The sequence below is a fragment of the Peptacetobacter hominis genome, from assembly GCF_006861675.1.
In the GTDB taxonomy this organism is placed as follows: Bacteria; Bacillota; Clostridia; order Peptostreptococcales; family Peptostreptococcaceae; genus Peptacetobacter; species Peptacetobacter hominis.
On sequence record NZ_SGJB01000003.1, the window covers coordinates 82817 to 105369 of the forward strand.

22 protein-coding genes and 1 riboswitch are annotated in these 22553 nt (G+C 32.6%); of the genes, 19 read left to right on the forward strand and 3 right to left on the reverse strand.

The window, feature by feature from the left end; genetic code table 11:
- The first annotated feature begins 47 nt into the window (after positions 1–47).
- From EXD82_RS02475 to EXD82_RS02550, 16 genes are all read left to right on the forward strand, one after another.
- Positions 48–704, forward strand: coding sequence for a hypothetical protein (locus EXD82_RS02475; protein WP_142535333.1), 657 nt, complete (start codon positions 48–50; stop codon positions 702–704).
- Between the two features lie 20 nt (positions 705–724).
- Entirely contained in the window at positions 725–2362 is a 1638-nt protein-coding gene (locus EXD82_RS02480; protein ID WP_142535334.1) for a hypothetical protein, read from the forward strand.
- A gap of 96 nt (positions 2363–2458) precedes the next feature.
- Positions 2459–2627: riboswitch (Lysine riboswitch) on the forward strand.
- 142 nt (positions 2628–2769) lie between these two features.
- Entirely contained in the window at positions 2770–3963 is a 1194-nt protein-coding gene (locus EXD82_RS02485; RefSeq protein WP_142535335.1) for an aspartate kinase, read from the forward strand.
- 22 nt (positions 3964–3985) lie between these two features.
- Positions 3986–5278, forward strand: coding sequence for a diaminopimelate decarboxylase (lysA, locus tag EXD82_RS02490; protein ID WP_142535336.1), 1293 nt, complete (start codon positions 3986–3988; stop codon positions 5276–5278).
- Between the two features lie 134 nt (positions 5279–5412).
- The gene (locus tag EXD82_RS02495; RefSeq protein WP_142535337.1) at positions 5413–6078 is read left to right on the forward strand and encodes an outer membrane protein assembly factor BamD; all 666 of its coding nucleotides are present in this window, start codon (positions 5413–5415) and stop codon (positions 6076–6078) included.
- A gap of 20 nt (positions 6079–6098) precedes the next feature.
- A complete protein-coding gene (locus tag EXD82_RS02500) occupies positions 6099–6815 on the forward strand; it encodes a pseudouridine synthase (protein ID WP_142535338.1) in 717 nt (238 codons plus the stop codon).
- 106 nt (positions 6816–6921) lie between these two features.
- Positions 6922–7497 (forward strand): tRNA (mnm(5)s(2)U34)-methyltransferase, encoded by a 576-nt coding sequence (locus EXD82_RS02505; RefSeq protein ID WP_142535339.1) that lies wholly within the window; start codon positions 6922–6924, stop codon positions 7495–7497.
- A 174-nt stretch (positions 7498–7671) separates the two neighbouring features.
- Entirely contained in the window at positions 7672–8538 is an 867-nt protein-coding gene (locus EXD82_RS02510; protein ID WP_142535340.1) for a MurR/RpiR family transcriptional regulator, read from the forward strand.
- A 70-nt stretch (positions 8539–8608) separates the two neighbouring features.
- A complete protein-coding gene (locus EXD82_RS02515) occupies positions 8609–9766 on the forward strand; it encodes an iron-containing alcohol dehydrogenase (RefSeq protein WP_142535341.1) in 1158 nt (385 codons plus the stop codon).
- 61 nt (positions 9767–9827) lie between these two features.
- The gene (locus EXD82_RS02520) at positions 9828–10706 is read left to right on the forward strand and encodes a YitT family protein (protein ID WP_246081991.1); all 879 of its coding nucleotides are present in this window, start codon (positions 9828–9830) and stop codon (positions 10704–10706) included.
- A 23-nt stretch (positions 10707–10729) separates the two neighbouring features.
- A complete protein-coding gene (locus EXD82_RS02525) occupies positions 10730–11212 on the forward strand; it encodes a GNAT family N-acetyltransferase (RefSeq protein WP_142535342.1) in 483 nt (160 codons plus the stop codon).
- Positions 11213–11403: 191 nt separating this feature from the next.
- Positions 11404–12045 (forward strand): histidine phosphatase family protein, encoded by a 642-nt coding sequence (locus EXD82_RS02530; RefSeq protein ID WP_142535343.1) that lies wholly within the window; start codon positions 11404–11406, stop codon positions 12043–12045.
- A gap of 16 nt (positions 12046–12061) precedes the next feature.
- On the forward strand, positions 12062–13321 hold the full coding sequence (locus EXD82_RS02535; protein WP_142535344.1) for a BaiN/RdsA family NAD(P)/FAD-dependent oxidoreductase: 1260 nt from the start codon (positions 12062–12064) through the stop codon (positions 13319–13321).
- A gap of 38 nt (positions 13322–13359) precedes the next feature.
- Positions 13360–14010: a (d)CMP kinase gene (gene cmk, locus EXD82_RS02540; protein WP_142535345.1), complete on the forward strand. Its 651-nt coding sequence runs from the start codon at positions 13360–13362 to the stop codon at positions 14008–14010.
- An 18-nt stretch (positions 14011–14028) separates the two neighbouring features.
- Positions 14029–14664: a lysophospholipid acyltransferase family protein gene (locus EXD82_RS02545; protein ID WP_142535346.1), complete on the forward strand. Its 636-nt coding sequence runs from the start codon at positions 14029–14031 to the stop codon at positions 14662–14664.
- A 15-nt stretch (positions 14665–14679) separates the two neighbouring features.
- Entirely contained in the window at positions 14680–15522 is an 843-nt protein-coding gene (locus EXD82_RS02550) for a 4-hydroxy-3-methylbut-2-enyl diphosphate reductase (protein ID WP_142535347.1), read from the forward strand.
- A gap of 66 nt (positions 15523–15588) precedes the next feature.
- Here the strand turns inward: EXD82_RS02550 and EXD82_RS02555 are convergent, their stop codons facing one another.
- Positions 15589–16044 (reverse strand): DUF6173 family protein, encoded by a 456-nt coding sequence (locus EXD82_RS02555; RefSeq protein ID WP_142535348.1) that lies wholly within the window; start codon positions 16042–16044, stop codon positions 15589–15591.
- A gap of 193 nt (positions 16045–16237) precedes the next feature.
- Here EXD82_RS02555 and EXD82_RS02560 point away from each other — a divergent pair, with 193 nt between their 5' ends.
- Together EXD82_RS02560 and ftsH are read left to right on the forward strand one after the other, a co-directional pair.
- Positions 16238–16801: a hypothetical protein gene (locus EXD82_RS02560; protein WP_142535349.1), complete on the forward strand. Its 564-nt coding sequence runs from the start codon at positions 16238–16240 to the stop codon at positions 16799–16801.
- A gap of 170 nt (positions 16802–16971) precedes the next feature.
- On the forward strand, positions 16972–18828 hold the full coding sequence (gene ftsH, locus EXD82_RS02565) for an ATP-dependent zinc metalloprotease FtsH (protein WP_142535350.1): 1857 nt from the start codon (positions 16972–16974) through the stop codon (positions 18826–18828).
- Between the two features lie 61 nt (positions 18829–18889).
- Here the strand turns inward: ftsH and EXD82_RS02570 are convergent, their stop codons facing one another.
- Together EXD82_RS02570 and EXD82_RS02575 are read right to left on the reverse strand one after the other, a co-directional pair.
- Positions 18890–19345, reverse strand: a complete 456-nt coding sequence (locus EXD82_RS02570; protein ID WP_142535351.1) for a hypothetical protein — start codon at positions 19343–19345, stop codon at positions 18890–18892.
- A 75-nt stretch (positions 19346–19420) separates the two neighbouring features.
- Positions 19421–20686: an ArsB/NhaD family transporter gene (locus tag EXD82_RS02575; RefSeq protein ID WP_142535352.1), complete on the reverse strand. Its 1266-nt coding sequence runs from the start codon at positions 20684–20686 to the stop codon at positions 19421–19423.
- 421 nt (positions 20687–21107) lie between these two features.
- Here EXD82_RS02575 and EXD82_RS02580 point away from each other — a divergent pair, with 421 nt between their 5' ends.
- Entirely contained in the window at positions 21108–22532 is a 1425-nt protein-coding gene (locus EXD82_RS02580) for an alanine/glycine:cation symporter family protein (RefSeq protein ID WP_142535353.1), read from the forward strand.
- The last annotated feature ends 21 nt before the right edge of the window (positions 22533–22553 follow it).

Consider the following 22553-nt stretch of genomic DNA (forward strand, 5'->3'; position numbering starts at 1 on the left):
TATATTATGATATAATCATATTAATTAGTAAACAGGGAGGTGTCAGAATGAAAAAATTAAAAAGAATATTGACAGCATTGATAATTTTAGTGGTAGTACTTGCAGGAGGGCTATATTATATGATACTTCCTGACGAAAATCAGAAAAATTTATCATCAGATGCGGAAGAAATAAGCATGCAGCAGATGATAGAGCTGAAGTTTATAGAAAAAATGGAACTCAAGAAAAATCCGGCGAGATTTGAAGGAATAGTTTCTCTTTCAGAACAGGATGTCGAAAATATAATATACACTTTTATGAAAAAAAGTGGAAACGAATCCATTATGCCAAAAGATATATCAATATCAGAGGGTAAAATTATTGTATCAGTACCTGTAAATATAGCAGGAATAGATACAGTAGCAGAAGTATCGATGACTCCATATGTGTCAAATCAGAATATCTGTGCTGATATAGAAAATATAAAAGTAGGTAAACTTAATATAAGTGGTAAGCTTTTTGGAGAAATATATCAATACAATAGAAACGATGAAAATCTATCTATAGAAAAAAATACAATAATGATAGGTTCATCTATTATTGACCCTATAAAACCGGGGAAAATATATATAGAAGGAAATTATCTAAAAGCCGACATAAGTATAATGATTTCAGATATGATGAAATATATAAGTTCTTCAGCTATAGAAGGACTTGTAAAATAACTTTTTAGAGGGAGAATAACATGAAAAATATAAAGGGTTATATTGCAGCGTTTGTAATAACTGCTGTGTATGCATTTATAAAACTTCCGGTACTTAGACCGGATTTTACATCACTTTATTATGTAGCAATAATTTTCTTTGTATTAGCGGGTATATTGAACCTGCTTCTAAAAAAAGAAGAAGATGTTGTTGTGGTAATGAAGAAAAGGATAGGAATTGAATTTAAAATAGCAGCCCGGATAGCTGTATTTGCTGTTATAATACCTGCACTTATTTCTACACCTATTTTCAGAGATAAGTCGTACAGAAATCTTATCGGTAAGGTTGAAGAAAGTGAATTTACAGAGGATATAAGCCCTGTAAGTGTGGATGATATACGTATAGTAGATGAAGATATGGCAATGAAGCTTGGAGACAAAAAACTTGGAGAAGTCCCTGCAATAGGAAGTGTTTCAAAACTTGGAGATTTTCATATACAGAAAGTAGATGGAGAACTATATTGGGTTGCCCCACTTGTACATAGAGATGTTATCAAATGGATAACAAACCTGAGTGGAACTAATGGATATGTGATGGTGTCAGCAAAAGATCCACAGGATGTAAAACTTGTGCAAAATATAGATGGTAAACAAATAAAAATTAAATATCAGCCGGAAGCATATTTCCTTCAGGATCTTCATAGGCATGCATATATAAATGGAGTTGTCTCAAATGGAATGACAGATTTTACAATGGAAGTCGATGATAATGGAAGACCCTACTGGATAATATCTTTATACGATCACAAGGTTGGATTCGGTGGTTCTGATGTTACTGGAACTGCAATTGTAGACGCCCAGACAGGTGAGACAAAGGTATATTCAATAAAAAATACTCCAGAATGGGTGGATAGAATACAGCCAAGTGATTTTGTAATAAGTCAGATAAATAACTGGGGACTCTATGTAAATGGGTTTATAAACTCCATAATATCTGAAAAAGGTGTACTTGTTGCAACTGAAGGGACTTCGCTTGTTTATGGTGACGATGACAGATCATACTGGTATACAGGAATAACTTCTGCAGGTGGCGATGAGTCTACAATAGGTTTTATGCTTGTAGATTCAAGAACAAAAGAGGCCAAACTTTATAAACAGCCTGGTGCTACAGAGACAGCAGCGATGAAATCAGCAGAAGGTAGTGTTCAGGAGAAAAATTATGAGGCAACTTTCCCGGTTATGTACAATATATACGGAAAACCAACATATGTATCATCATTAAAGGATAAAGCTGGTCTTGTAAAAAAAGTAGTCTTTGTATCTGTTGAGGATTATAATATTGTAGGTGTCGGTGACAATAAAAACGATGCAATAAAAAGTTATAAGGAAGCTCTTGAGTCAGGAGGAAGTGAAATAAGCTCAGAAGCTGCAATCGACGATATAGAAAAAGAGGGAAAGGTACTTAGAATTGCCCGGGATGTAAAGAGTGGCAATACATATTATTATATGACAATAGAAGGAATAGAAAATTCGATTTTCTATTGTACATCGAAGGTATCTCCAGAAGTAACACTTACAAAAGAAGGGGACACAGTAAAAATAAGATATTCAAAATCTGAAAAAGGAAATATAGAGATTGATGAGTTTGACAACTATTCAATAGGGGTAGTTCAAAAGTAAAAAATATCGCTTATTTTAAAATATTCAGAATTTGGTATTGAAATATTATTTATAATATGATATATATAATACATATCAAAAATTAATAGAATAATAAACCATGGTAGAGGCGCTGTATTTAAGAGTACTCTGAGGAAGTCGGCGGATGTGGATTTCAGAGGGAAGGAAATACAGCCGAAGAAAAAGAATCGGCGGATTGTTTTTCTGGAACTGTATAGAATATGTACAGGGCTGTCGCTTTGATAAGTGTTGAGCTACAAGGTTGCTTTGTAATTATATTGATGTCTATACAATAGTCCAAAGTTACCTTTGGACTATTTTTTTACATAATAATATAAGGAATTATAAAATAAGTAGCAAAAGCAGATATGTAGAAGGATTTATTATTCTTCATGGGAGGTAAGAAGATGAGTGTAGTTGTACAGAAATACGGTGGAAGCTCTGTTGCAGACACTGAAAAAATCAGAAAAATAGCAGAGGGTATCATAGAAAGAAAGAAAACTGATCCCAAAATGGTAGTAGTAGTTTCAGCTATGGGAAAAACTACAGACCAGTATATAAATATGGCGAAATCTGTAACAGACAAACCATGTAAAAGAGAACTTGATGCACTTTTATCTACAGGAGAAATGATATCTGCATCAATGCTTGCAATAACTCTTGAATCACTTGGATGCAAAGCTATAAGCTACAATGCTTATCAGCTTGATATACATACAAGTGGAAATCACGGAAAATCTCTTATAGACGATATAAATGTCGATAGAATAAAAGAAAGTCTTGACCAGGGATATGTTGTAGTTGTTACAGGATTCCAGGGAATAAATGATGAGGGAGATATAACAACTTTAGGAAGAGGTGGATCTGATACTTCAGCAGTTGCCCTTGCAGTAAAACTTGAAGGTAGATGTGAAATATATACAGATGTAGATGGAGTATATTTTACAGACCCAAGAACATATCCGGAAGCTAAGAAACTTGATGAAATAGAATATGAGGAAATGCTTGAACTTGCAAGTCTTGGAGCAAAAGTAATGCATTCAAGAAGTATAGAACTTGCTCAGAAATACGGCGTAGAACTTTATGTAGGACGTACATGTGGAACAGTAAAAGGAACATATATAAGAGGAGGAAAAAACATGAAATTAGAAGATAAAGTAATAACAGGAATAGCAACAAGTGACGATGATAGCTCAATAACAATAAAGGATTTCGGAGTAGAAGATGTAGCAGCTCTATTTGAAGACATAGCAGTTAAATCTATAAGCGTGGATATGATAAGCCAGACAGCTCCAATAGATGGAAAACTTTCAGTATCATTTACAATACCAAAGGACGATGTAGATGATTGTGTTGAACTTGTTAAAAAATATGTATCAGAAGATAGTATAGTAGTTGATAATGACATAACAAAATTCTCTCTTGTAGGTCTTGGAATGAAACATACAGCAGGTGTTGCATCAAAAGTATTTAGAATATTCAAAGACAATAACATAAAAGTAAAACTTATAACAACATCAGAGATAAGAATAACTTGTGCGATAAACTCATCTGACAAACAGGTTGCAATACAGAAAATGTGTGATGAATTTAATATATAATTAATCGGATAGAGGTAATAAGATGAAACTTCATGGTAGTATGGAAATAAGAGAAAATGAACTTTATATAGGTGGTGTAGGTTGCAGACAGATAGCATCTGAATATAAAACTCCTGTATATGTGTTTGATGAACAACTTATAATAGATAACTGCAGAGAGTATAGAAAATACTTCAAAGCAGAAGAAAATGGAAATAGAGTTGCATATGCTGGAAAGGCGTTTCTTCCGTCATATATGTGCAGACTTATGAAAGAAGAAAAAATGTGTCTTGATGTTGTATCTGGAGGAGAATTATATACAGCGTACAAATCAGGATTCCCTATGGAAAATGTATTCTTTCATGGAAACAATAAAACAAGAGAAGAAGTTGAAATGGGAGTTGCATACGGTGTAGGAAAATTTGTTGTAGATAACTTCTATGAACTTGATATGCTTGAGGAGATATGTGAAAGAGAAAATAAAGTACAGGAAATATATTTCAGAATAACTCCTGGAATAGAAGCTCATACTCACGAATATATAAAAACAGGGCAGATAGATTCAAAATTCGGATTTGCACTTGTAAATGGTGACTACTACAACGCAATAGAAAAACTTAAAGAATATGACAGAGTAAAACTTGTAGGAATACATGCTCATATAGGTTCTCAGATATTCGATATAGATCCTTTCCTTGATGAGGTTGATGTAATGATGAATCTTGTAAAGGAAACAAAGGAAAAATATGGGATAGAGCTTACAGACGTAGACCTTGGGGGAGGAATAGGAGTATATTATACTGATGAAGACAAACCAAAGGCTATAAAAGATTTCTGTGAAGCAATAATAGAAAGAACTGAAAAAACATGTTCAGAAATAGGTATAGATGTACCAAAACTTGTGATAGAGCCAGGAAGATCTGTCGTTGCAAATGCAGGAAGTACTCTTTATACTATAGGTTCAATAAAAGAAATAAAAGATGTAAGAGTATATGTGAGTGTAGACGGAGGAATGACAGATAATATAAGACCATCTCTATATCATGCCGGATATGAATGCAGTATAGTAAATAAAATGAACAGTAATACAGACAATAAAGTTACTATAGCTGGTAAATGCTGTGAAAGTGGAGACATACTTATAAGTAATGTAGCTGTATCTGAAATAGAAAGTGGAGATACACTTATAACAACATCTACAGGTGCATATGGTTATTCAATGTCTTCAAACTACAACAAAATACCAAAACCGGCAGTTGTTGCAGTAAAAGACGGAAAAATAACTCCAGTATGTAGAAGACAGACATTCGATGATTTAATGGAATTAGAATTATAATCTGACATTATATATAAAAGAACAAGAAAAAGACCTCGACTAAATAGAGGTCTTTTTTGATTGAAAAGCTATAAAGTATATAAAAATAGTTATAAATATGGTAGAATTAAGTGAAATAGTAGGAGGGATTAAATATGAATCTGAAAATAAAAATTATTTTATTGGCACTTGTATCTACTATGTTCTTTACTGCCTGTTCGAGAGAAAGTTCTCAACTTTTTAATGAAGGACAGGTTGCTCTTGAAGAACACGATTATACAACAGCAATGGAAAAACTTTCTGACGTTCTTGAAGGAGATAGTGGAAATAAAGTTGCTAGAGATATGTATACTCAGGCTATGAGAATGAAAAGAGTTGAAGAATATGAAAAAAGTGAGGACTATGAAAGAGCACTTGATGAAATAGAAAAAGTAATAGCTCTTAAAAATGGTTCTTCAAAAATCATAAAAGAAGCTGAAGAAAAGAAAAAAGAGTATGAAAAAATAATAGAAACTCTTGAAAAAGAAAGAGAAGAAAGAAAGAAAAATGCCCGGGAAACAGCGGCAAGTCAGGCTGATAATGTAGAGTCTGATGCACTTAAAGCAAATTCATCAGGAAACAAAAAAGAAGAATCATCTAATAGTTCATCAGGAAGCAGTTCATCTGATTCAAAACCTTCATCAGGAGGTTCTTCAGATAATAGCGGAAGTTCAGGATCATCAGGAAATTCAGGACAAACTGGCGGTGAAGGTGGTTCATCAGAAGGAAGTGGAAGCTCATCTGGTGGAGAATCATCAGGAAGCGAATCTACAGGTCAGTAAATATTTATGGGAGAAACAATATGAGGATAAATAAATATATAGCATCATGCGGAGTTGCCTCAAGAAGAAAAGCGGAGGAACTGATAAATGATGGCAGAGTAAAACTTAATGGAAATATAGTATATGAACTGTCAACTCAGGTAGATGAGAAAAATGATATTGTTGAGATAGATGGTTCAATAATAAAACAGGAAGAAAAAATGGTATATATACTTCTGAATAAACCGGATGGGTATATAACAACTGTAAAAGATCAGTTTGACAGACCAAGTGTTCTTGATCTTCTGGATGGAATTTCAGAAAGAGTGTATCCGGTGGGAAGACTTGACTATGAGACAAGTGGACTTCTTATATTGACAAACGATGGAGAACTTACATATAAACTTACACACCCAAGTCACGAAGTGGAGAAAGTTTATCTTGCAAGAGTGAGAGGGATATTTACAAAAGAAGAAATAGAGAGATTCAAGAAAGGACTTCATATAGAGGATTATGTGACTGCACCTGCAAAAATAAAGATTGCAAGGGAAGATATAGAGAAGAATGTATCTATATGCAAGATAACAATACACGAAGGTAGAAACAGACAGGTAAGAAAAATGTGTGATGCAGTAAATCATAAGGTTCTTAATCTGAAGAGAATACAAATGGGAAAAATAAATATTAAAGGTGTCGAAATGGGAAGTTATAGACATCTAACTGAGGATGAAGTTAAATATCTTAAAAATATCAGATAATACTGTTTTTTTCTATTGAAAAAATTTTAATAATGAGTATAATTAAATACGGGAAAAATTACAAAGGCATTTTTAAAAAGTGCCTTTGTTTTTTAGGAGAGAAAAAATGAGAAAATTAAACAGATTTGACAATGTAAACAGCGTTTCAAGAATATATCTAAACGATATAATCAAAAAAGGTGATGTATGCGTAGATGCCACTATGGGCAAAGGATACGATACAATATATCTATCTGAGGCAGTTGGAGAAGAAGGTTTTGTATATGCTTTTGATGTACAGAAGGAAGCTATTGTGAAAACATCAGAAAAACTTGAGGAATCAATGTTTCCTCAAAATACAAAACTTATACTTGATGGACATGAGAATATAGATAAATATGTAAAAGAAAATATAAAATGTGCAGTATTTAATCTGGGTTATTTGCCTGGATGTGAGCATAAAATTATAACAAAACCGGAAACTACAATACAGGCTATAGAAAAATCACTGGATCTTTTATGTGAAGGTGGTGTTGTATGTATTTCTGTATATACAGGTCACGAGGGTGGAAAAGAAGAAGGCAATGCAATTATAGAATATACACAAAATCTTGAACAGAAAAAATACAATGTAATTATGACTACTTTTATAAATCAGAAAAATAATCCGCCGCATATAGTACTTATAGAAAAAAAGAAATAAAATATCATTCTATATACTACGAAAAGTGATATAATAAGGTTATGATGGATGGAATAATTATTTACATTCAATATACTGAAAATTTAAAAATATGATGAATTATTTTACGTTGTGAAAGTTATCCATCTTTGGATAAAAATATGTCAAAAATGTTCAATATTAAAGGAGAAGATTATGGAAGATAATATCAAAGACAGCAAGCAGCTTATAAGCGAGATTCAGTCACAGTATACGAGATTGAGTAAAGGTCAGAAACTTATAGCACAGTATATACTGAACAACTATGACAAAGTGGCATTTATGACTGCGTGTAAACTTGGAGAAACAGTAGGAGTAAGTGAATCTACAGTTGTAAGATTTGCAAACACACTTGGATATTCAGGATATCCAAAACTTCAGTCAGCTCTTCAGGAACTTATAAAAAACAAACTGACAACAGTACAGAGAGTTGAAATGTCAGATGATTTCTCAGATGAAAATGTAATACTTAATAAAGTTCTGAGAAGTGATATGGATAATATAAGAGACACACTTGATGGAATAGATAATGAAGCGTTCCAGGATGCTGTATCAAAAATACTTAAAGCCAAAAAGATACATATACTTGGTGTAAGAACTTCTTTTGTTGTTGCCCAGTATTTAGGATTTTATCTTGGAATAATTCTTGACAATGTGCATGTTGTAAGAATGGATATGGGAGATGCATTTGAGCAGATAGTAAGAGTAGGAGAAGATGATGTTGTGATAGCATTCAGTTTCCCTAGATATTCAAAAAAAGCATATCAGCTTGTAAAATATGCAAAAGAAAAAGGGGCATCTATAATATCTATAACAGACAGCCTTTTTGCACCAATAGCATCTGTTGCGGATAATACACTTCTTGTAAACAACAGTATGGCATCTTTTGTAGATTCACTTGTACCTGCTATGAGTGTTGCCAATGCCCTTGCAGTGTCAGTTGGAATGAAGGAAAAAGATGATATAAAAGATTACTTCGACGATCTTGAACGTATGTGGGAAAAATACGGAGTATATGAATAGAATAATGTTATAGCCTGTATATTTTATATACAGGCTATATATATAAACAAAACTGTCGGGAGGTATTTTTATGAAAAATTTTAAGTATGATATACCTACAAAGGTACATTTTGGAAAAGGAAAGATATCAGTTCTTGGTAAGGAAGTATCAGCACTTGGTAAAAGTGTACTTTTTGTATATGGTGGAAGCAGTATAAAGAAAAACGGAATATATGATCAGGTTATGAAACAACTTGATAGTATGAACGTAATAGAACTTTCAGGAGTTGAACCAAACCCTAAAATAGAGTCAGCCAGAAAAGGTGCCCAGCTTTGCAGAGAGAATAATATTGATGTTGTTCTTGCTGTTGGAGGAGGAAGTGTAATAGACTGTTCAAAACTTATTGCAGCAGCTGCATCATATGAGGGAGATGCATGGGATCTTGTTCTTGATACATCAAAAATAGGTAATGTACTTCCTATAGTTTCGGTTCTTACTCTTTCAGCAACAGGTTCAGAGATGGATGGATTTGCGGTTATATCAAATATGGAAACAAATGATAAACTGGGAATGGGAAGTTATAAACTTAAACCAACAGTATCTATACTTGATCCGGAATATACATATACAGTTTCAGCATACCAGACAGCTGCAGGAACAGCAGATATAATGAGCCATATCCTTGAATCATATTTCCATAAAGAAGATGGAGCATACATACAGGATAGATTTGCGGAATCACTTTTAAAAACATGTATAAAATATGGAATAATGGCTATAGAAGAACCTGAAAATTATGAAGCAAGAGCAAATCTTATGTGGGCAAGTTCTCTTGCAATAAATGGACTTATATCTTATGGAACAGATGAAGGCTGGACAGTACATCCTATGGAACATGAATTAAGTGCATATTATGACATAACTCATGGAGTCGGACTTGCGCTTCTTACTCCTCACTGGATGGAATATGTTCTTTCAGAGGATACTGTAGACAAGTTTGTCGAATATGGAGTAAATGTATGGAATATAGATTCCTCTCTTGAAAAATACAGTATTGCAAAAGAAGCAATAGAAAAAACTGCAGATTATTTCAGAAAAATGGGAATACCTATGACTCTTCATGAAGTTGGAATAGGAGAAGAGAATCTTGAGATAATGGCTGAAAATGCATCTAAAAGAGGTGCAAAATATGGATATGTATCACTTTCAAAAGAAGATGTTTTAAAAATATATAAATCAGCTTTATAGACAAAATAAAATTATATTGAATATACCTCTCCATATTATATATAATTTAATGTAGAGGAGAGTGATTCAATTGGCAAAAGAAGATTTAAGATTAGGGTTTGCCGATATATTTATACTTGTAATAGGATGTATAATGATGGCAATATCTTTGAACCTGTTTTTTAATCCTCATGGAATAGCATCTGGAGGAATAACAGGTCTTGCGGTAGTTTTAAATATGTTATTTGGAATACCGCTTTGGATAGTGAACCTTGTACTGAACATACCGCTTTTTATTGCGGCATACAAGATTCTTTCAAAAAGAGACTGTATAAAGACTGTTCTTGGAATAATACTTCTTACAGTTGCTCTTAAATTCACTGAGAGCATGTCTCTTATGAATATAACAAATGATATATACCTTGTAATAATAATGGGGTCTATACTTATGGGAATAGGACAGGGTCTTATACTTAGAATAAATGGATCCACAGGAGGAACAGACCTTATGGCACTTCTTATAAACCGGCTGTTTCCAACATTAAGTATTCCTATACGGTTAGGTATAGTTGACTGTACAGTAATCGTACTTTCAGGTATAGTTACAGGGCAGATAGAGATAGCTATGTACTCATCTGTTTCATTATATATCATAATAAAAATGAGTGACCTTATGATAGAGGGATTTGATTATTCAAAATCATTTATGATAATTTCCGACAAATACAGAGAAATTACAGACAGAATAATGTCGGATCTTGATAGAGGAGCTACTTTCCTTAAAGGAGAAGGAGCTTATACAGGAGAAGCTAAAAATGTCGTATTTGTAGTTGTCGGGAAAAAACAGGTTGTTGAGCTTAAGAGAATGGTAAGGGAAATAGATCCTAAAGCATTTGTTATCGTAAGTGATATACACGAAGCATTAGGAGATGGATTCAAACCGGTTTCAAAAGAAGAGTAGTAATTTTTTAAGAGGGTGTTTTTATGACTATTGAAATTGTACCTGCATATGAACATAGAAATGAGTTAAAAGAGCTTTTCACGGAGTATACTGACATGCTTATAGAAAATGATCCTGAGTTTAAAAAATATCTTGATATTCAGAATTATGACCATGAAATTGAAAATCTGGAAGAAAAATACGGTATGCCTAAAGGCAGAATATATATAGCATATTGTGATGGAGAAGCTGCAGGATGTATTGCTATGCGAAAAATAGATAGTGAAAACTGCGAAATGAAAAGACTATATGTAAAACCAAAGTTTAGAGGTAAACACATAGGAAGTATTCTTGTAAAGCGTATAATAGAAGATGCAAAAGGAGAAAACTATAATTATATGCTTTTGGATACATTACCTTTTCTGAAAAGTGCTATTTATATGTATAGGAAATATGGATTCTATGAGATAGATAGTTATAATGACAGTCCAATGGATACATCGATATATATGAAAAAAGTTTTATAATAAAAAATAGCCGGATGATTATTCCGGCTGTTTTTTATTTTTGGGGAATATAATTTTTTAGATAATCCAGTTATATACGATTAAGTGTGTATATAAATTAAAAATAACATATATTTTGTGGTATAATATAAATTTGATAGGTACTGTTCAAAAGCAGAAATTAATATAAATAAGAATTTATGGAGGATGAAATGGGAAATACTTATTATATAGTCAGACATGGTCAGACAGAATGGAATATACTTGGAAAAACTCAGGGACACGGAAATTCACCTCTTACAGAAAAAGGTCTTAAGCAGGCGGAAGAACTTGCAGATGGAATTTCAAAATATCCTATAGACATGATTTTTTCAAGTGATCTTGGAAGAGCTGTTCAGACAGCAGAGGCGGTAGGAAAAAAATTTAATATAGATGTTCAGGTGACTGATGCTCTTAGAGAAATGGGATTTGGAGAATGGGAAGGAAAGCTGATTCCAGAAATAACAGAAAAATATGCAGATATATATAAAGTATGGAGAAATGAGCCACATCTTGCAGAAATACCTGGTGGAGAATCTTTATATATGATAAAAGAAAGACTTCAGAAGTTTATAGATGAACTTAACAATAAATACGATAACAAGCATATTTTATTTGTGAGCCATTCTATAACAGTAAGAGTACTTCTTCTTATGATGCTTGATTCTGACATGAAAAATATATACAGAATAAAACAGGATAATACTGCTCTTAATATAGTTGAATGGAGAAGTTATGGGCCTGTTGTTACAAAAATGAATGATACATCACATATAAAAGGCGATTATAGTCTGAATAATTCTGCTCTTGAGTAGAAATCTGGAGGAATTTATGGCAAAAGTAATTATAATCGGTGGAGGAGCTGCTGGTATGATGGCAGCAGTTTCAGCATCTGAAAACCCTGATAATGAAGTTATTATTCTTGAAAGAAATGGAGAACTTGGAAGAAAAATAAAACTTACAGGCGGTGGAAGATGTAATCTTACCAATGGAAGAAGTATTGATGAATTTTTCGATAAGATAGTTAGAAATGGAAAATTTATGTACAGCAGTATGTACTCTTTTTCAAACGAAGATTTTCTGTCATATCTGGATAGAATAAACCTGAAATACAAACTTGAAAAGGATAATGATTTTAAAATATATACAGAAAATGATAAGGCTGAGGATTTTATAAATGCATTAAATAGGGATCTTATCAGAAGAAATGTTTCAATAAGATATAATATCAGAGTCGCTGATTTTGAAGTTGAAATGTTTCCAGAGGAACAGATAAAATCAAAAAAAGATAAAATAGGAAGAGTTAGTGGAGTAATTCTTGAAAATGGTGAAAAAATTGGATGTGACAAGGTAATAATAGCATGCGGCGGAAGAAGTTTTTCAAATACAGGTTCAGATGGAAATATGTACAAAATAGTTCAAAAGTATGGACATAAAGTTACAGATATATATCCAGCACTGGTTCCTTTGAAAATAAATGAAAGTATGGCAATGAATCTTCAGGGAATATCGATGAAGGATGTTGAGATATCATGCAAAATAAAAAAGAAAAAAATAGTGAAAAGAGGGGATATGATATTTACACATTTTGGAATAAGTGGACCATGTGTATTGATACTTTCCTCTTATATAAACAGAGCTCTTGATGATGGTGATATCGAACTTGAAGTGGATTTTCTGCCGGATACATCAAAAGAAAAACTTTCAGAGATTATAAGGGAATATCCAAACAGAAATATAATAACAAATATGAAGGGGTTACTACCGGTATCATTTCTAAAGGAGATAGGAGATATAAGTGGACTGTCTGAGACAAAACCAAATTCTCTTACAAAGAAAAAAGAGGAAGAATTTATATCCATGATAAAGAATATGAAGCTTACATGTACTGGAACTATGGGCATAGAACCGGCAATAATAACATCTGGAGGAGTTTCTGTAAAAGATGTAAATTCAACAACTATGGAATCAAAGAAAATATCCGGAATGTTTTTTGCAGGAGAGATTCTTGATATAGATGCAGAAACGGGAGGATATAATCTTCAGATTGCATTTTCAACAGGATATGCAGCTGGAAAAGATATGGATTAATATATAAAATTGAAAATTTGTTTTCTGGGGGTAAAAATATGAAAAAACTTGTAATAGCAGTAGATGGACCTGCAGGAGCAGGGAAAAGTACAGTATCAAAGATAGTAGCAGAAAAATTAGGTATAAATTATATAGATACAGGAGCTATGTATAGAGCTGTAACATATAAGTGCTTAAAAGAGGGAGTAGATATCTCTGATGAAAAAGTAGTTTCAGATATGGCAGCAAAATCCGATATAGACTTTAGAGATAATAGTATATATCTGGATGGAAAATCCGTGAATGATGAAATTAGAACTGTTGAAGTAAGTTCAAATGTATCAGACGTTGCAAAAATAAGAGAAGTTAGATATCAGATGGTTGAGGTTCAGAGAAGAATCGGAGAAAAAAGCTCAGTAATACTTGATGGAAGAGACATAGGGTCATATGTATTTCCGAACGCTGATTACAAATTCTATCTTGTAGCCACAGCTGAGGAAAGAGGAAATAGAAGATATAAAGAAATGCGTGAAAAAGGATTTGAGGTAAACCTTGAAGATGTTATAAGAGATATAGTAAAAAGAGATGAGATAGACTCAAACAGAGAATTTGCACCTCTTGTAAAAGCTGATGACGCAATAGAAATAGATACAACAGGTCTTGGAATAGATGAAGTTGCAAATAAAATAATAGAAAATATAAAATTATAATGGAAAGAGGATTTTAATATGAAATTTTATAATTTTGTTATGGGGTTGTTCAGGATTTTCTGTAATCTGTTTTTTAGATACGAGGTTTCGGGGACTGAAAATATTCCAGACACAGGTAATATAGTTATTGCCGCAAATCACAAAGCAAATATAGACCCTGTTTTTGTGGCAGCAGCAATAAGAAACAGAAAAGTGGCAGCTGTTGCAAAAAAAGAGTTATTTGATATAAAGCCACTGGGATATGTTCTGAAAAAACTTAATGTTATACCAATAGATAGAGATAATCCTGGAATATCTACAATAAAAAGCATATTAAAACTTATAAAAGAAGGATATGCTGTTGGACTTTTCCCTGAAGGAACCAGGGTAAGAGGATATAAATTTGGTGAAGGAAAAGCCGGTGTTGCCATGTTTGCAACAAAGGGAAAAGCAAGTGTTATTCCTGTTTCTGTAATATCTACGTATAAAATTTTCAGTAGAGTAAAAGTATATTTTGGTGAACCGATACCTATGGATCAGTATTTCAAATCAAAGCTTACAAATGATGATTATGAGAGAATTTCAAATGATATAATGAAGGTTATAGTCAAAAACTATTGTGAGCACTCTGATGGAATAATAGATCCAGGCAAAGTGGAATATGACTTTGAATAGAGAGGAGAGAAGTATATGGAGGTAATAATATCAGAAAATGCAGGCTTTTGCTTTGGTGTAAAAAGAGCGATGAAACTTGCATGGGATGAGGTATGCAAAGGCGATGAAAATGGCGTATATGCATTAGGACCTCTTATCCATAATAAACAGGCGATTGAGAAGTTTGAAGAGAATGGACTTATTACAGTAGATAATATAGAAAATATAAAAGACGATGCAAAGATGATAATAAGATCTCATGGTGTATGCAAAAATGTATATGACCTTGCCGAAGAAAAGAAACTTACAGTTGTTGATACGACATGTCCATTTGTAAAAAAAATACATAATATAGTGCATGATAAATTTACTGAGGGATACGAAATAATAGTTATAGGAGATTCAAAACATCCGGAAGTAATGGGAATAAATGGGTGGTGTGATAATTCTGCAACAATAATAAAAACAGTTGAAGAAGCAGAAAAATTCAAAGCTCTAAGTGGCAGAAAATATTGTCTTGTTGCCCAGACTACTATGAATCTTAAAATATATGGGGAGATTGTAGAAATCCTAAAAAATAAGATAGAAGATATAGAAATAAATAACACAATTTGCTCAGCTACAAAAGCCAGACAGGAAGCTGCAGCAAAACTTGCAAAAGATGTAGACTGTATGATTGTAATAGGCGGGAAACATAGTTCAAATACACAGAAACTGGCTGGAATATGTGAAAATATATGTCCTACATTTGCAGTGGAAACAGTATCTGATATAAATAGTGAAGAAATAAAACAATATAAAACTGTGGGAATAACAGCTGGAGCATCTACACCAGATTGGATAATAAACGAAATAGTAAATTATATAAAAGGGCTATAAAAATAAAAAGCATGGGTCAAATGACTCATGCTTTTTTAACGTCGTAAATCTAAGAATCATATGAATTTAAAATTTTGTTCTCAGGGGTTTTATATTTTCTTCATAATCTTCAATTTCCTCTTTGCTTGGAGTATCGTCCTCCTTGTCGTCGAGATTGTTTTTAAATCCAATCCTTCTGGCAGGTCTATCATCATCTGTTTTTTCAGTTGAAGTTATAAGAAAATTTATCTGAGAAACGTGTTGAATAAGTTCAGAATAGTTTCCGTTTACATATCCAAAATAATGTATAAGAGATGGATTGCTGTAACCGATATCTGTAACATTCATAAGTACACTTTCACCAAAATTTGTGAGATAAAGAGCAATTTCTCTGTTTTTATCTAGGTCCTGTTCAAAATCATATATACTTTCCATAATTCTCTGATACTGATAGTCGGCAAGAGAATAGTCTCTTCCAGAAACAGATTTTTTTATTCTGTCTACAGCTGTATCAGGTATAACGTTAGAATCACTTTTACGCATAAAACCACAGCCTTTCCACGATTATAAGAATACTTATATAAATTATAACATAATCGGATGAATATTTGGAAAATTATAAAAAATAAGATGTACAAATATAATTATCTCTTTAACTGATATAGTATTGAAGATATTTAATCTATAATATGTTATAATTTTAAATATATAGAATATAATATTGAGGTGATTTAATATGACAATGAAAACAATAGAAGACTACTATAACAGTGGATTATATAACAGAGATCAACTTTATCAGCTTAATTTAGGCCTTGAAGATGGAATAGATGTAAGTTTATATGATGATCCAAGATATAAATATGACCGGATGTATGAGATAAGAATGGGTATAATGAATGGAGTTGACGTATCATATTATACAAATCATCTTTTTGATAATAATCAGATGTATCAGATAAGATTAGGACTTGAAGCGGGATACGATGTATCAGTATATGCAAGTGACAAGTTTATATGGAGTCAAATGGAGCAGATAAGAAAGGGTTTTGAAAGTGGGGTTGATGTATCAAAATTTGCAAGACCTGATTGCTATAGCTCTGTAATGGAAGAGGTAAGAAAAGGGCTTGAAAATGGAGTAGATGTATCTGAATATATAGATAGAAAACTGTTTGCAAATCAGATGAGACAGGTTAGGCTAGGGCTTGAGAATGGAATAAATCCGGATTCTTATGCATATAGAAAATATGATTGGACAGAAATGGAAAAAATGAGAATAGAAATGGAAAAAAATATATAATGCAAAGGGTTGTGATTTAACAACCCTGAAATTGTTTTATAGACTGGTATTTCAAAATATTTAAGAAAAAATTAAGGTTCAAAACGTATACTAAAGGGTAATATATAGTAAACAGATAATAAACAGGTTACAAAACCTGATTTTATAAATAAAATATGGAGGAAACAATAATGGATGAGAAAAAACCAAAAAAATCGCTGTTTTATTATTATGCGATGATGCTGTTATTTGTCATGCTTCTGAATATACTTGTTTTTCCTGGGATAATGGAAAAACAGACAGTTCAGATAAGTTACAGCAAATTTGAAACAATGCTTGAAAAAAATGAAATAAAATCGGTGGAAGTAGACGACGATAAAATAGCTATTTTACCAAAGGATGAAAAAGATAAAAATATATATGTTACCGGTAATATGAATGACCCGGATATAGTTGAAAAACTGAATGAAAAAGGTGTAGATTTCACAAAGGTAATACCTGAAAAAACATCACCTCTTGTTAATATTCTTATATCATGGATAATACCATTTGCTATAATAGGATTCTTTGGGAATATGATGATAAAGAGTCTTTCTAAAAAAATGGGTGGAAATTCGATGCGGTTTGGAAAGTCAAATGCCAAAATTTATGTTCCGGCACAGAGTGGAAAGAGATTCTCTGATGTTGCAGGACAGGATGAGGCCAAAGAAGCTCTAAAAGAAATAGTTGACTATTTACACAAACCGGAAAAATACAAAGAAATCGGAGCACAAATGCCAAAAGGAGCTCTTCTTGTAGGACCTCCAGGAACAGGAAAAACACTTCTTGCAAAAGCTGTTGCAGGTGAAGCGGGAGTTCCGTTCTTTTCAATTTCAGGATCTGAATTTGTAGAGATGTTTGTTGGTATGGGTGCATCAAGAGTAAGAGATTTATTTAAACAGGCCAAGGAAAAAGCTCCTTGTATAGTTTTCATAGACGAGATAGATGCTATAGGTAAAAAGAGAGATTCAGGAAATGGAATCGGTGGAAATGATGAAAGAGAGCAGACACTTAACCAGCTTTTAAGTGAAATGGATGGTTTTGACGGTGGAATAGGTGTAGTAATACTTGCAGCAACCAATAGACCGGAAAGCCTTGATAAAGCTCTTTTAAGACCAGGAAGATTTGATAGAAGAGTTCCTGTTGAGCTTCCTGATTTAAAAGGAAGAGAAGCAATACTTAAAGTACATGCGCAGAATGTAAAATATGATGAAAATATAGACTTTAATGCAATAGCGAGGGCTACATCAGGAGCATCTGGGGCAGAACTTGCTAACATAGTAAATGAAGCTGCATTAATGGCAGTAAGAGAAAATAGAAAAACAGTATCACAGAGAGATCTTGAAGAATCTGTAGAGACTATAATCGCAGGATATCAGAGAAAAGGTGCTGTTATAAATGAACATGAGAAAAAAGTAATTGCATATCACGAAATAGGACATGCACTTGTAGCTGCAGTAACAAAAAATTCAGCCCCTGTACATAAGATAACTATAGTTCCTAGAACATCTGGAGCTCTTGGTTATACAATGCAGGTTGAAGAAGGCGAGAAGGTTCTTATGTCAAAAGAAGATGCTATAGACAAAATAACAACATATACAGGTGGTCGAGCAGCTGAAGAAGTTGTATTTAATATGAGTACTTCCGGAGCATCAAATGATATAGAACAGGCGACTAAAATAGCAAGAGCTATGATTACAAGATTTGGTATGAGTGATGAATTTGGTATGGTTGCTCTTGAAACTATAACTAATCAGTATCTTGGTGGAGATGCATCTCTTGCATGTTCTCCGGAGACATCAGCTAAAATAGACAGAGAGGTTATATCTCTTGTAAGAACATGTCATGAACAGGCTGTTGAGATACTACAGAACAATATAGACAAACTTCATGAACTTGCTGCATATCTTCTTGAAAAAGAAACTATAACAGGTGAAGAGTTTATGGAAATTCTAAAAAGAGAAGATGTAGAAGAAAATAAAGAAGCTTCTGGCAGTGAAATAGAATAGTGTATAAAAATAAATAGTGTATAAAAAAGCCATGGAATGTAATTCCATGGCTTTTATCTTGCTATAATTCTTTTGCATTTTTTTCAATCTGTTCAACAGTAAGATTTATATCATCTATTTCATGATTTAACTTATCAAGATCTTTACCTTCCACATTGTAGTTAAGGAAAAGATATTCTATTGTATCAGTCATTTTGTTTACCTTGTTTGTAACTTCAAGGAAAGTTTTAAAGTTTCTACTGTTTTTAGCATTTTTAAATTTCTTTAAGTCCTTAGTTATAAATGAAACAACTTCTATTTCTGTTTCGAAAACACCCTCAGAAATTGGATAAGGATTTATTCTCTGAAGGAAATATTTACCCTTCTTGTTTACGTTATAGCAGTATGAAACTTCCAGATCCTCATCAATTTCAAACTCTATAAAATAAAGTATCCCTCTGACTTTTTTGATTTCTGTAGCACCCATTTGTCTAAGTAAAAGCTCAATAGAATCCGCTTCAAATGTATTTAAATCCATAAAAATCACTCCTTCTTATAAACTATTATACATCATTTCAACGATGATTTAAATCAGAATAACAAACTCTGTTAATTAAAATACGATAAGAAGATATGCAGTTGATATTAATATAGATACTATCATTAGAGGGAATCCTATTTTTAGGAAATACTTAAATGTTATAGGATGTCCGTGTTTTGCACTTACACCGGCAAGTACGACGTTAGCTGAAGCACCTATAAGAGAACCATTACCTCCAAGACATGCTCCAAGAGAAGTTGCCCACCATAAAGGAGTTACATCTATTCCCTGTGACTGCATTGTAAGTATAAGTGGTATAAGTGTAGCAACAAATGGTATATTGTCAAGGAATGAAGATATAATGGCAGAAAGCCAAAGAATTATCATCATTGTTGCAACCATATGTCCTTCTGTTGCACCTATTATAAGTTCTGCAAGCATAGAAATTACACCTGACTCAACAAGACCACCTACTACGATGAAAAGACCTACAAAGAAGAAGATTGTAGACCATTCTATAGATGCAAATATCTCATCTATATCCTGCTTTCCTATGAAAAGCATTATAACAGCACTTGTAAGAGCAACCACACAAGATTCTATTCCAAGGCTTGAATGGAAAACAAATCCAAATAGTGTAAGGAAAATAAGAACAATACTCTTTTTAAGTAGAGATTTATCCTGTATAGATTTTTTCTCGTCAAGCTTCATTATACTTTCTCTTGCTTCATCACTTACAGACATGTTCTTTCCGTATATAAATCTGAAGGCAAGTATTGTTACAAGAAGTATTACAACAACAACTGGTCCAAGATGTATTACGAAATCCATAAAACTAAGTCCGGCAGCACTACCTATCATTATGTTTGGAGGGTCCCCTATAAGAGTAGAAGTACCTCCTATATTAGATGCAAGTATCTGCGTCATAAGGAAAGGAATTGGATTTACTCCTAGAAGCTGAGTAACAACGATAGTCATAGGTCCTATAAGAAGAACTGTTGTTACGTTATCAAGAACAGCTGATAATAGCGCTGTTACTATCATAAAGTAAACCATTATTTTCCATGGATCACCTTTTGTTTTCTTTGCAGTCCATATTGCTATATATTCAAATAGACCTGAATTTTTTACAACGGAAACAAAAAGCATCATACCGATAAGAACACCAATGGTATTGAAATCTACATGCTCAAGTCCTTTATCTACTGTAAGTATATTGGATACAATCATTAAAATTGCTCCGGCAAGGGCAGCAACTGTTCTGTTGACCTTTTCGGAAATTATTGCAGCCATAACAACCAGGAAGATAAGGATTGATAATATCTGCTGAAAATCCATAATTATGCCTCCTATATAAGTTTTCGATATTAAATTATATTAAAAGTTTCAAAATATAAGTATATATTTTAAGAACAGAAATATAATAGACCTTTTCAAAAGATAAATCAATAGGTTTTGATGATAAATAATTATTAAACAATGAAAGGCTTATCCTAAAATTCATTTATTTGATTAAGAAAAAAAGTTTGACGCAAAAAAATAAAAAGATAAACATATATTCAATTAACTTATTAATCGAATAATTGAATAATAATATATATATTTATTCATTTAATACCTTGAAATAAGGATAGAATTTGGATATAATCTAGTTAATATGAAAAGTCATTTGTAAAAACTTTCAAAATTAAAGCAAGTCGTTACTTTATTTACAATTGACCTATTTTAATTTTAATAACATAAAAACAGGAGGATTAATATGATAGCACAGATACATGGTTTCATAGGTGTTATGAATAATTATTTATGGTCTTATATACTTATAATTATGCTTGTAGTTTTAGGTATATATTTTTCTATCAGAACTAAATTTGTTCAGTTTAGATACTTTACGGAAATGTTTAAACTTCTAACTGATGGAAATGCAAATAAAAATGCAAAGAAAAATGGTAAAATTTCTTCTTTCCAGGCATTCTGTATAAGTACATCTTCAAGGGTTGGTACTGGAAATATAGCTGGAATTGCTCTTGCAATAGCAGGAGGAGGACCAGGGGCTATTTTCTGGATGTGGGTAATGGCTCTTATAGGTTCAGCATCAAGCTTTGTTGAAAGTACACTTGCTCAGATTTATAAGGTTAAAAACGGTACTGCATATAAAGGTGGTCCTGCATATTACATAGAGCAGGGACTTAATATGAGATGGCTTGGAATAATATTCACAATACTTATAAGTATTACATACGGATTTGTATTCAACTCTGTTCAGTCAAACACACTTTCAATAGCATTCAATAATGTTTTTGGAGTAAGCTACCTGGTGATAGGTATAGTATTAGCTGCACTTACTGCAGCGGTTATATTCGGGGGAGTACACAGAGTTGCAAAAGTTTCTGAAATAATAGTTCCTGTATTTGCAGGTTTATATATACTTGTTGCAATAGGAATAGTTATAATGAATATAGGAAGTGTACCAGCTCTTATTGCAGATATAGTTAAATCAGCATTTAAACCAAGCGAAATGATAATGGGAACTGGAGCAGGGTTTATGACAGTTCTTCTTACAGGTGTAAAAAGAGGCTTATTCTCTAATGAGGCAGGTATGGGTTCTGCACCTAATGCAGCGGCTACAGCAGAGGTTTCTCATCCGGTTAAACAGGGTCTAATACAGTCATTAGGAGTTTTTACTGATACTATAATAATATGTTCTTGTACAGCTTTCATGGTTCTCTTATATAATGGATATGCTACGAGTTCAAATGAAGGTATAGCACTTGCTCAGGAAGCACTTTCTTCTCATATAGGTTCTTTTGGTGGAATATTTATAGCAATATGTATATTCCTGTTTGCATTCAGTTCAATAGTAGGAAATTACTACTATGGTGAATCTAATATACAGTTTGTAACTGAAAGCAAGGGTGCTCTTAATATATACAGAGCTCTTGTATGCGGAATGGTTCTTTTCGGAGCTGTTGCAAAGGTTCAGTTTGTATGGGATATGGCGGATTTATTTATGGCATTTATGGCTATAATAAATATGATTGTCATAGCGAAATTAGGTAAATTTGCATATATAGCACTTGATGACTATACTAAGCAGAAAAAAGCCGGAGTAAAAGATCCAATATTCTATGTAGATGACATAGAAGGTCTTGAAAATGTTGAATACTGGCATAAAGATAAATAAAATATTGAACATATAATTCTA

Coding starts and splice junctions, on each gene's coding strand:
- EXD82_RS02505 (WP_142535339.1), top strand. CDS start 6,922: ATGAGAAAATTAAACAGATTTGACAATGTAAACAGCGTTTCAAGAATA.
- EXD82_RS02530 (WP_142535343.1), top strand. CDS start 11,404: ATGGGAAATACTTATTATATAGTCAGACATGGTCAGACAGAATGGAAT.
- EXD82_RS02515 (WP_142535341.1), top strand. CDS start 8,609: ATGAAAAATTTTAAGTATGATATACCTACAAAGGTACATTTTGGAAAA.
- EXD82_RS02525 (WP_142535342.1), top strand. CDS start 10,730: ATGACTATTGAAATTGTACCTGCATATGAACATAGAAATGAGTTAAAA.
- EXD82_RS02575 (WP_142535352.1), bottom strand. CDS start 20,686: ATGGATTTTCAGCAGATATTATCAATCCTTATCTTCCTGGTTGTTATG.
- EXD82_RS02580 (WP_142535353.1), top strand. CDS start 21,108: ATGATAGCACAGATACATGGTTTCATAGGTGTTATGAATAATTATTTA.
- EXD82_RS02560 (WP_142535349.1), top strand. CDS start 16,238: ATGACAATGAAAACAATAGAAGACTACTATAACAGTGGATTATATAAC.
- EXD82_RS02545 (WP_142535346.1), top strand. CDS start 14,029: ATGAAATTTTATAATTTTGTTATGGGGTTGTTCAGGATTTTCTGTAAT.
- EXD82_RS02485 (WP_142535335.1), top strand. CDS start 2,770: ATGAGTGTAGTTGTACAGAAATACGGTGGAAGCTCTGTTGCAGACACT.
- lysA (WP_142535336.1), top strand. CDS start 3,986: ATGAAACTTCATGGTAGTATGGAAATAAGAGAAAATGAACTTTATATA.
- EXD82_RS02495 (WP_142535337.1), top strand. CDS start 5,413: ATGAATCTGAAAATAAAAATTATTTTATTGGCACTTGTATCTACTATG.
- EXD82_RS02480 (WP_142535334.1), top strand. CDS start 725: ATGAAAAATATAAAGGGTTATATTGCAGCGTTTGTAATAACTGCTGTG.
- EXD82_RS02555 (WP_142535348.1), bottom strand. CDS start 16,044: ATGCGTAAAAGTGATTCTAACGTTATACCTGATACAGCTGTAGACAGA.
- ftsH (WP_142535350.1), top strand. CDS start 16,972: ATGGATGAGAAAAAACCAAAAAAATCGCTGTTTTATTATTATGCGATG.
- cmk (WP_142535345.1), top strand. CDS start 13,360: ATGAAAAAACTTGTAATAGCAGTAGATGGACCTGCAGGAGCAGGGAAA.
- EXD82_RS02500 (WP_142535338.1), top strand. CDS start 6,099: ATGAGGATAAATAAATATATAGCATCATGCGGAGTTGCCTCAAGAAGA.
- EXD82_RS02535 (WP_142535344.1), top strand. CDS start 12,062: ATGGCAAAAGTAATTATAATCGGTGGAGGAGCTGCTGGTATGATGGCA.
- EXD82_RS02570 (WP_142535351.1), bottom strand. CDS start 19,345: ATGGATTTAAATACATTTGAAGCGGATTCTATTGAGCTTTTACTTAGA.
- EXD82_RS02550 (WP_142535347.1), top strand. CDS start 14,680: ATGGAGGTAATAATATCAGAAAATGCAGGCTTTTGCTTTGGTGTAAAA.
- EXD82_RS02475 (WP_142535333.1), top strand. CDS start 48: ATGAAAAAATTAAAAAGAATATTGACAGCATTGATAATTTTAGTGGTA.
- EXD82_RS02510 (WP_142535340.1), top strand. CDS start 7,672: ATGGAAGATAATATCAAAGACAGCAAGCAGCTTATAAGCGAGATTCAG.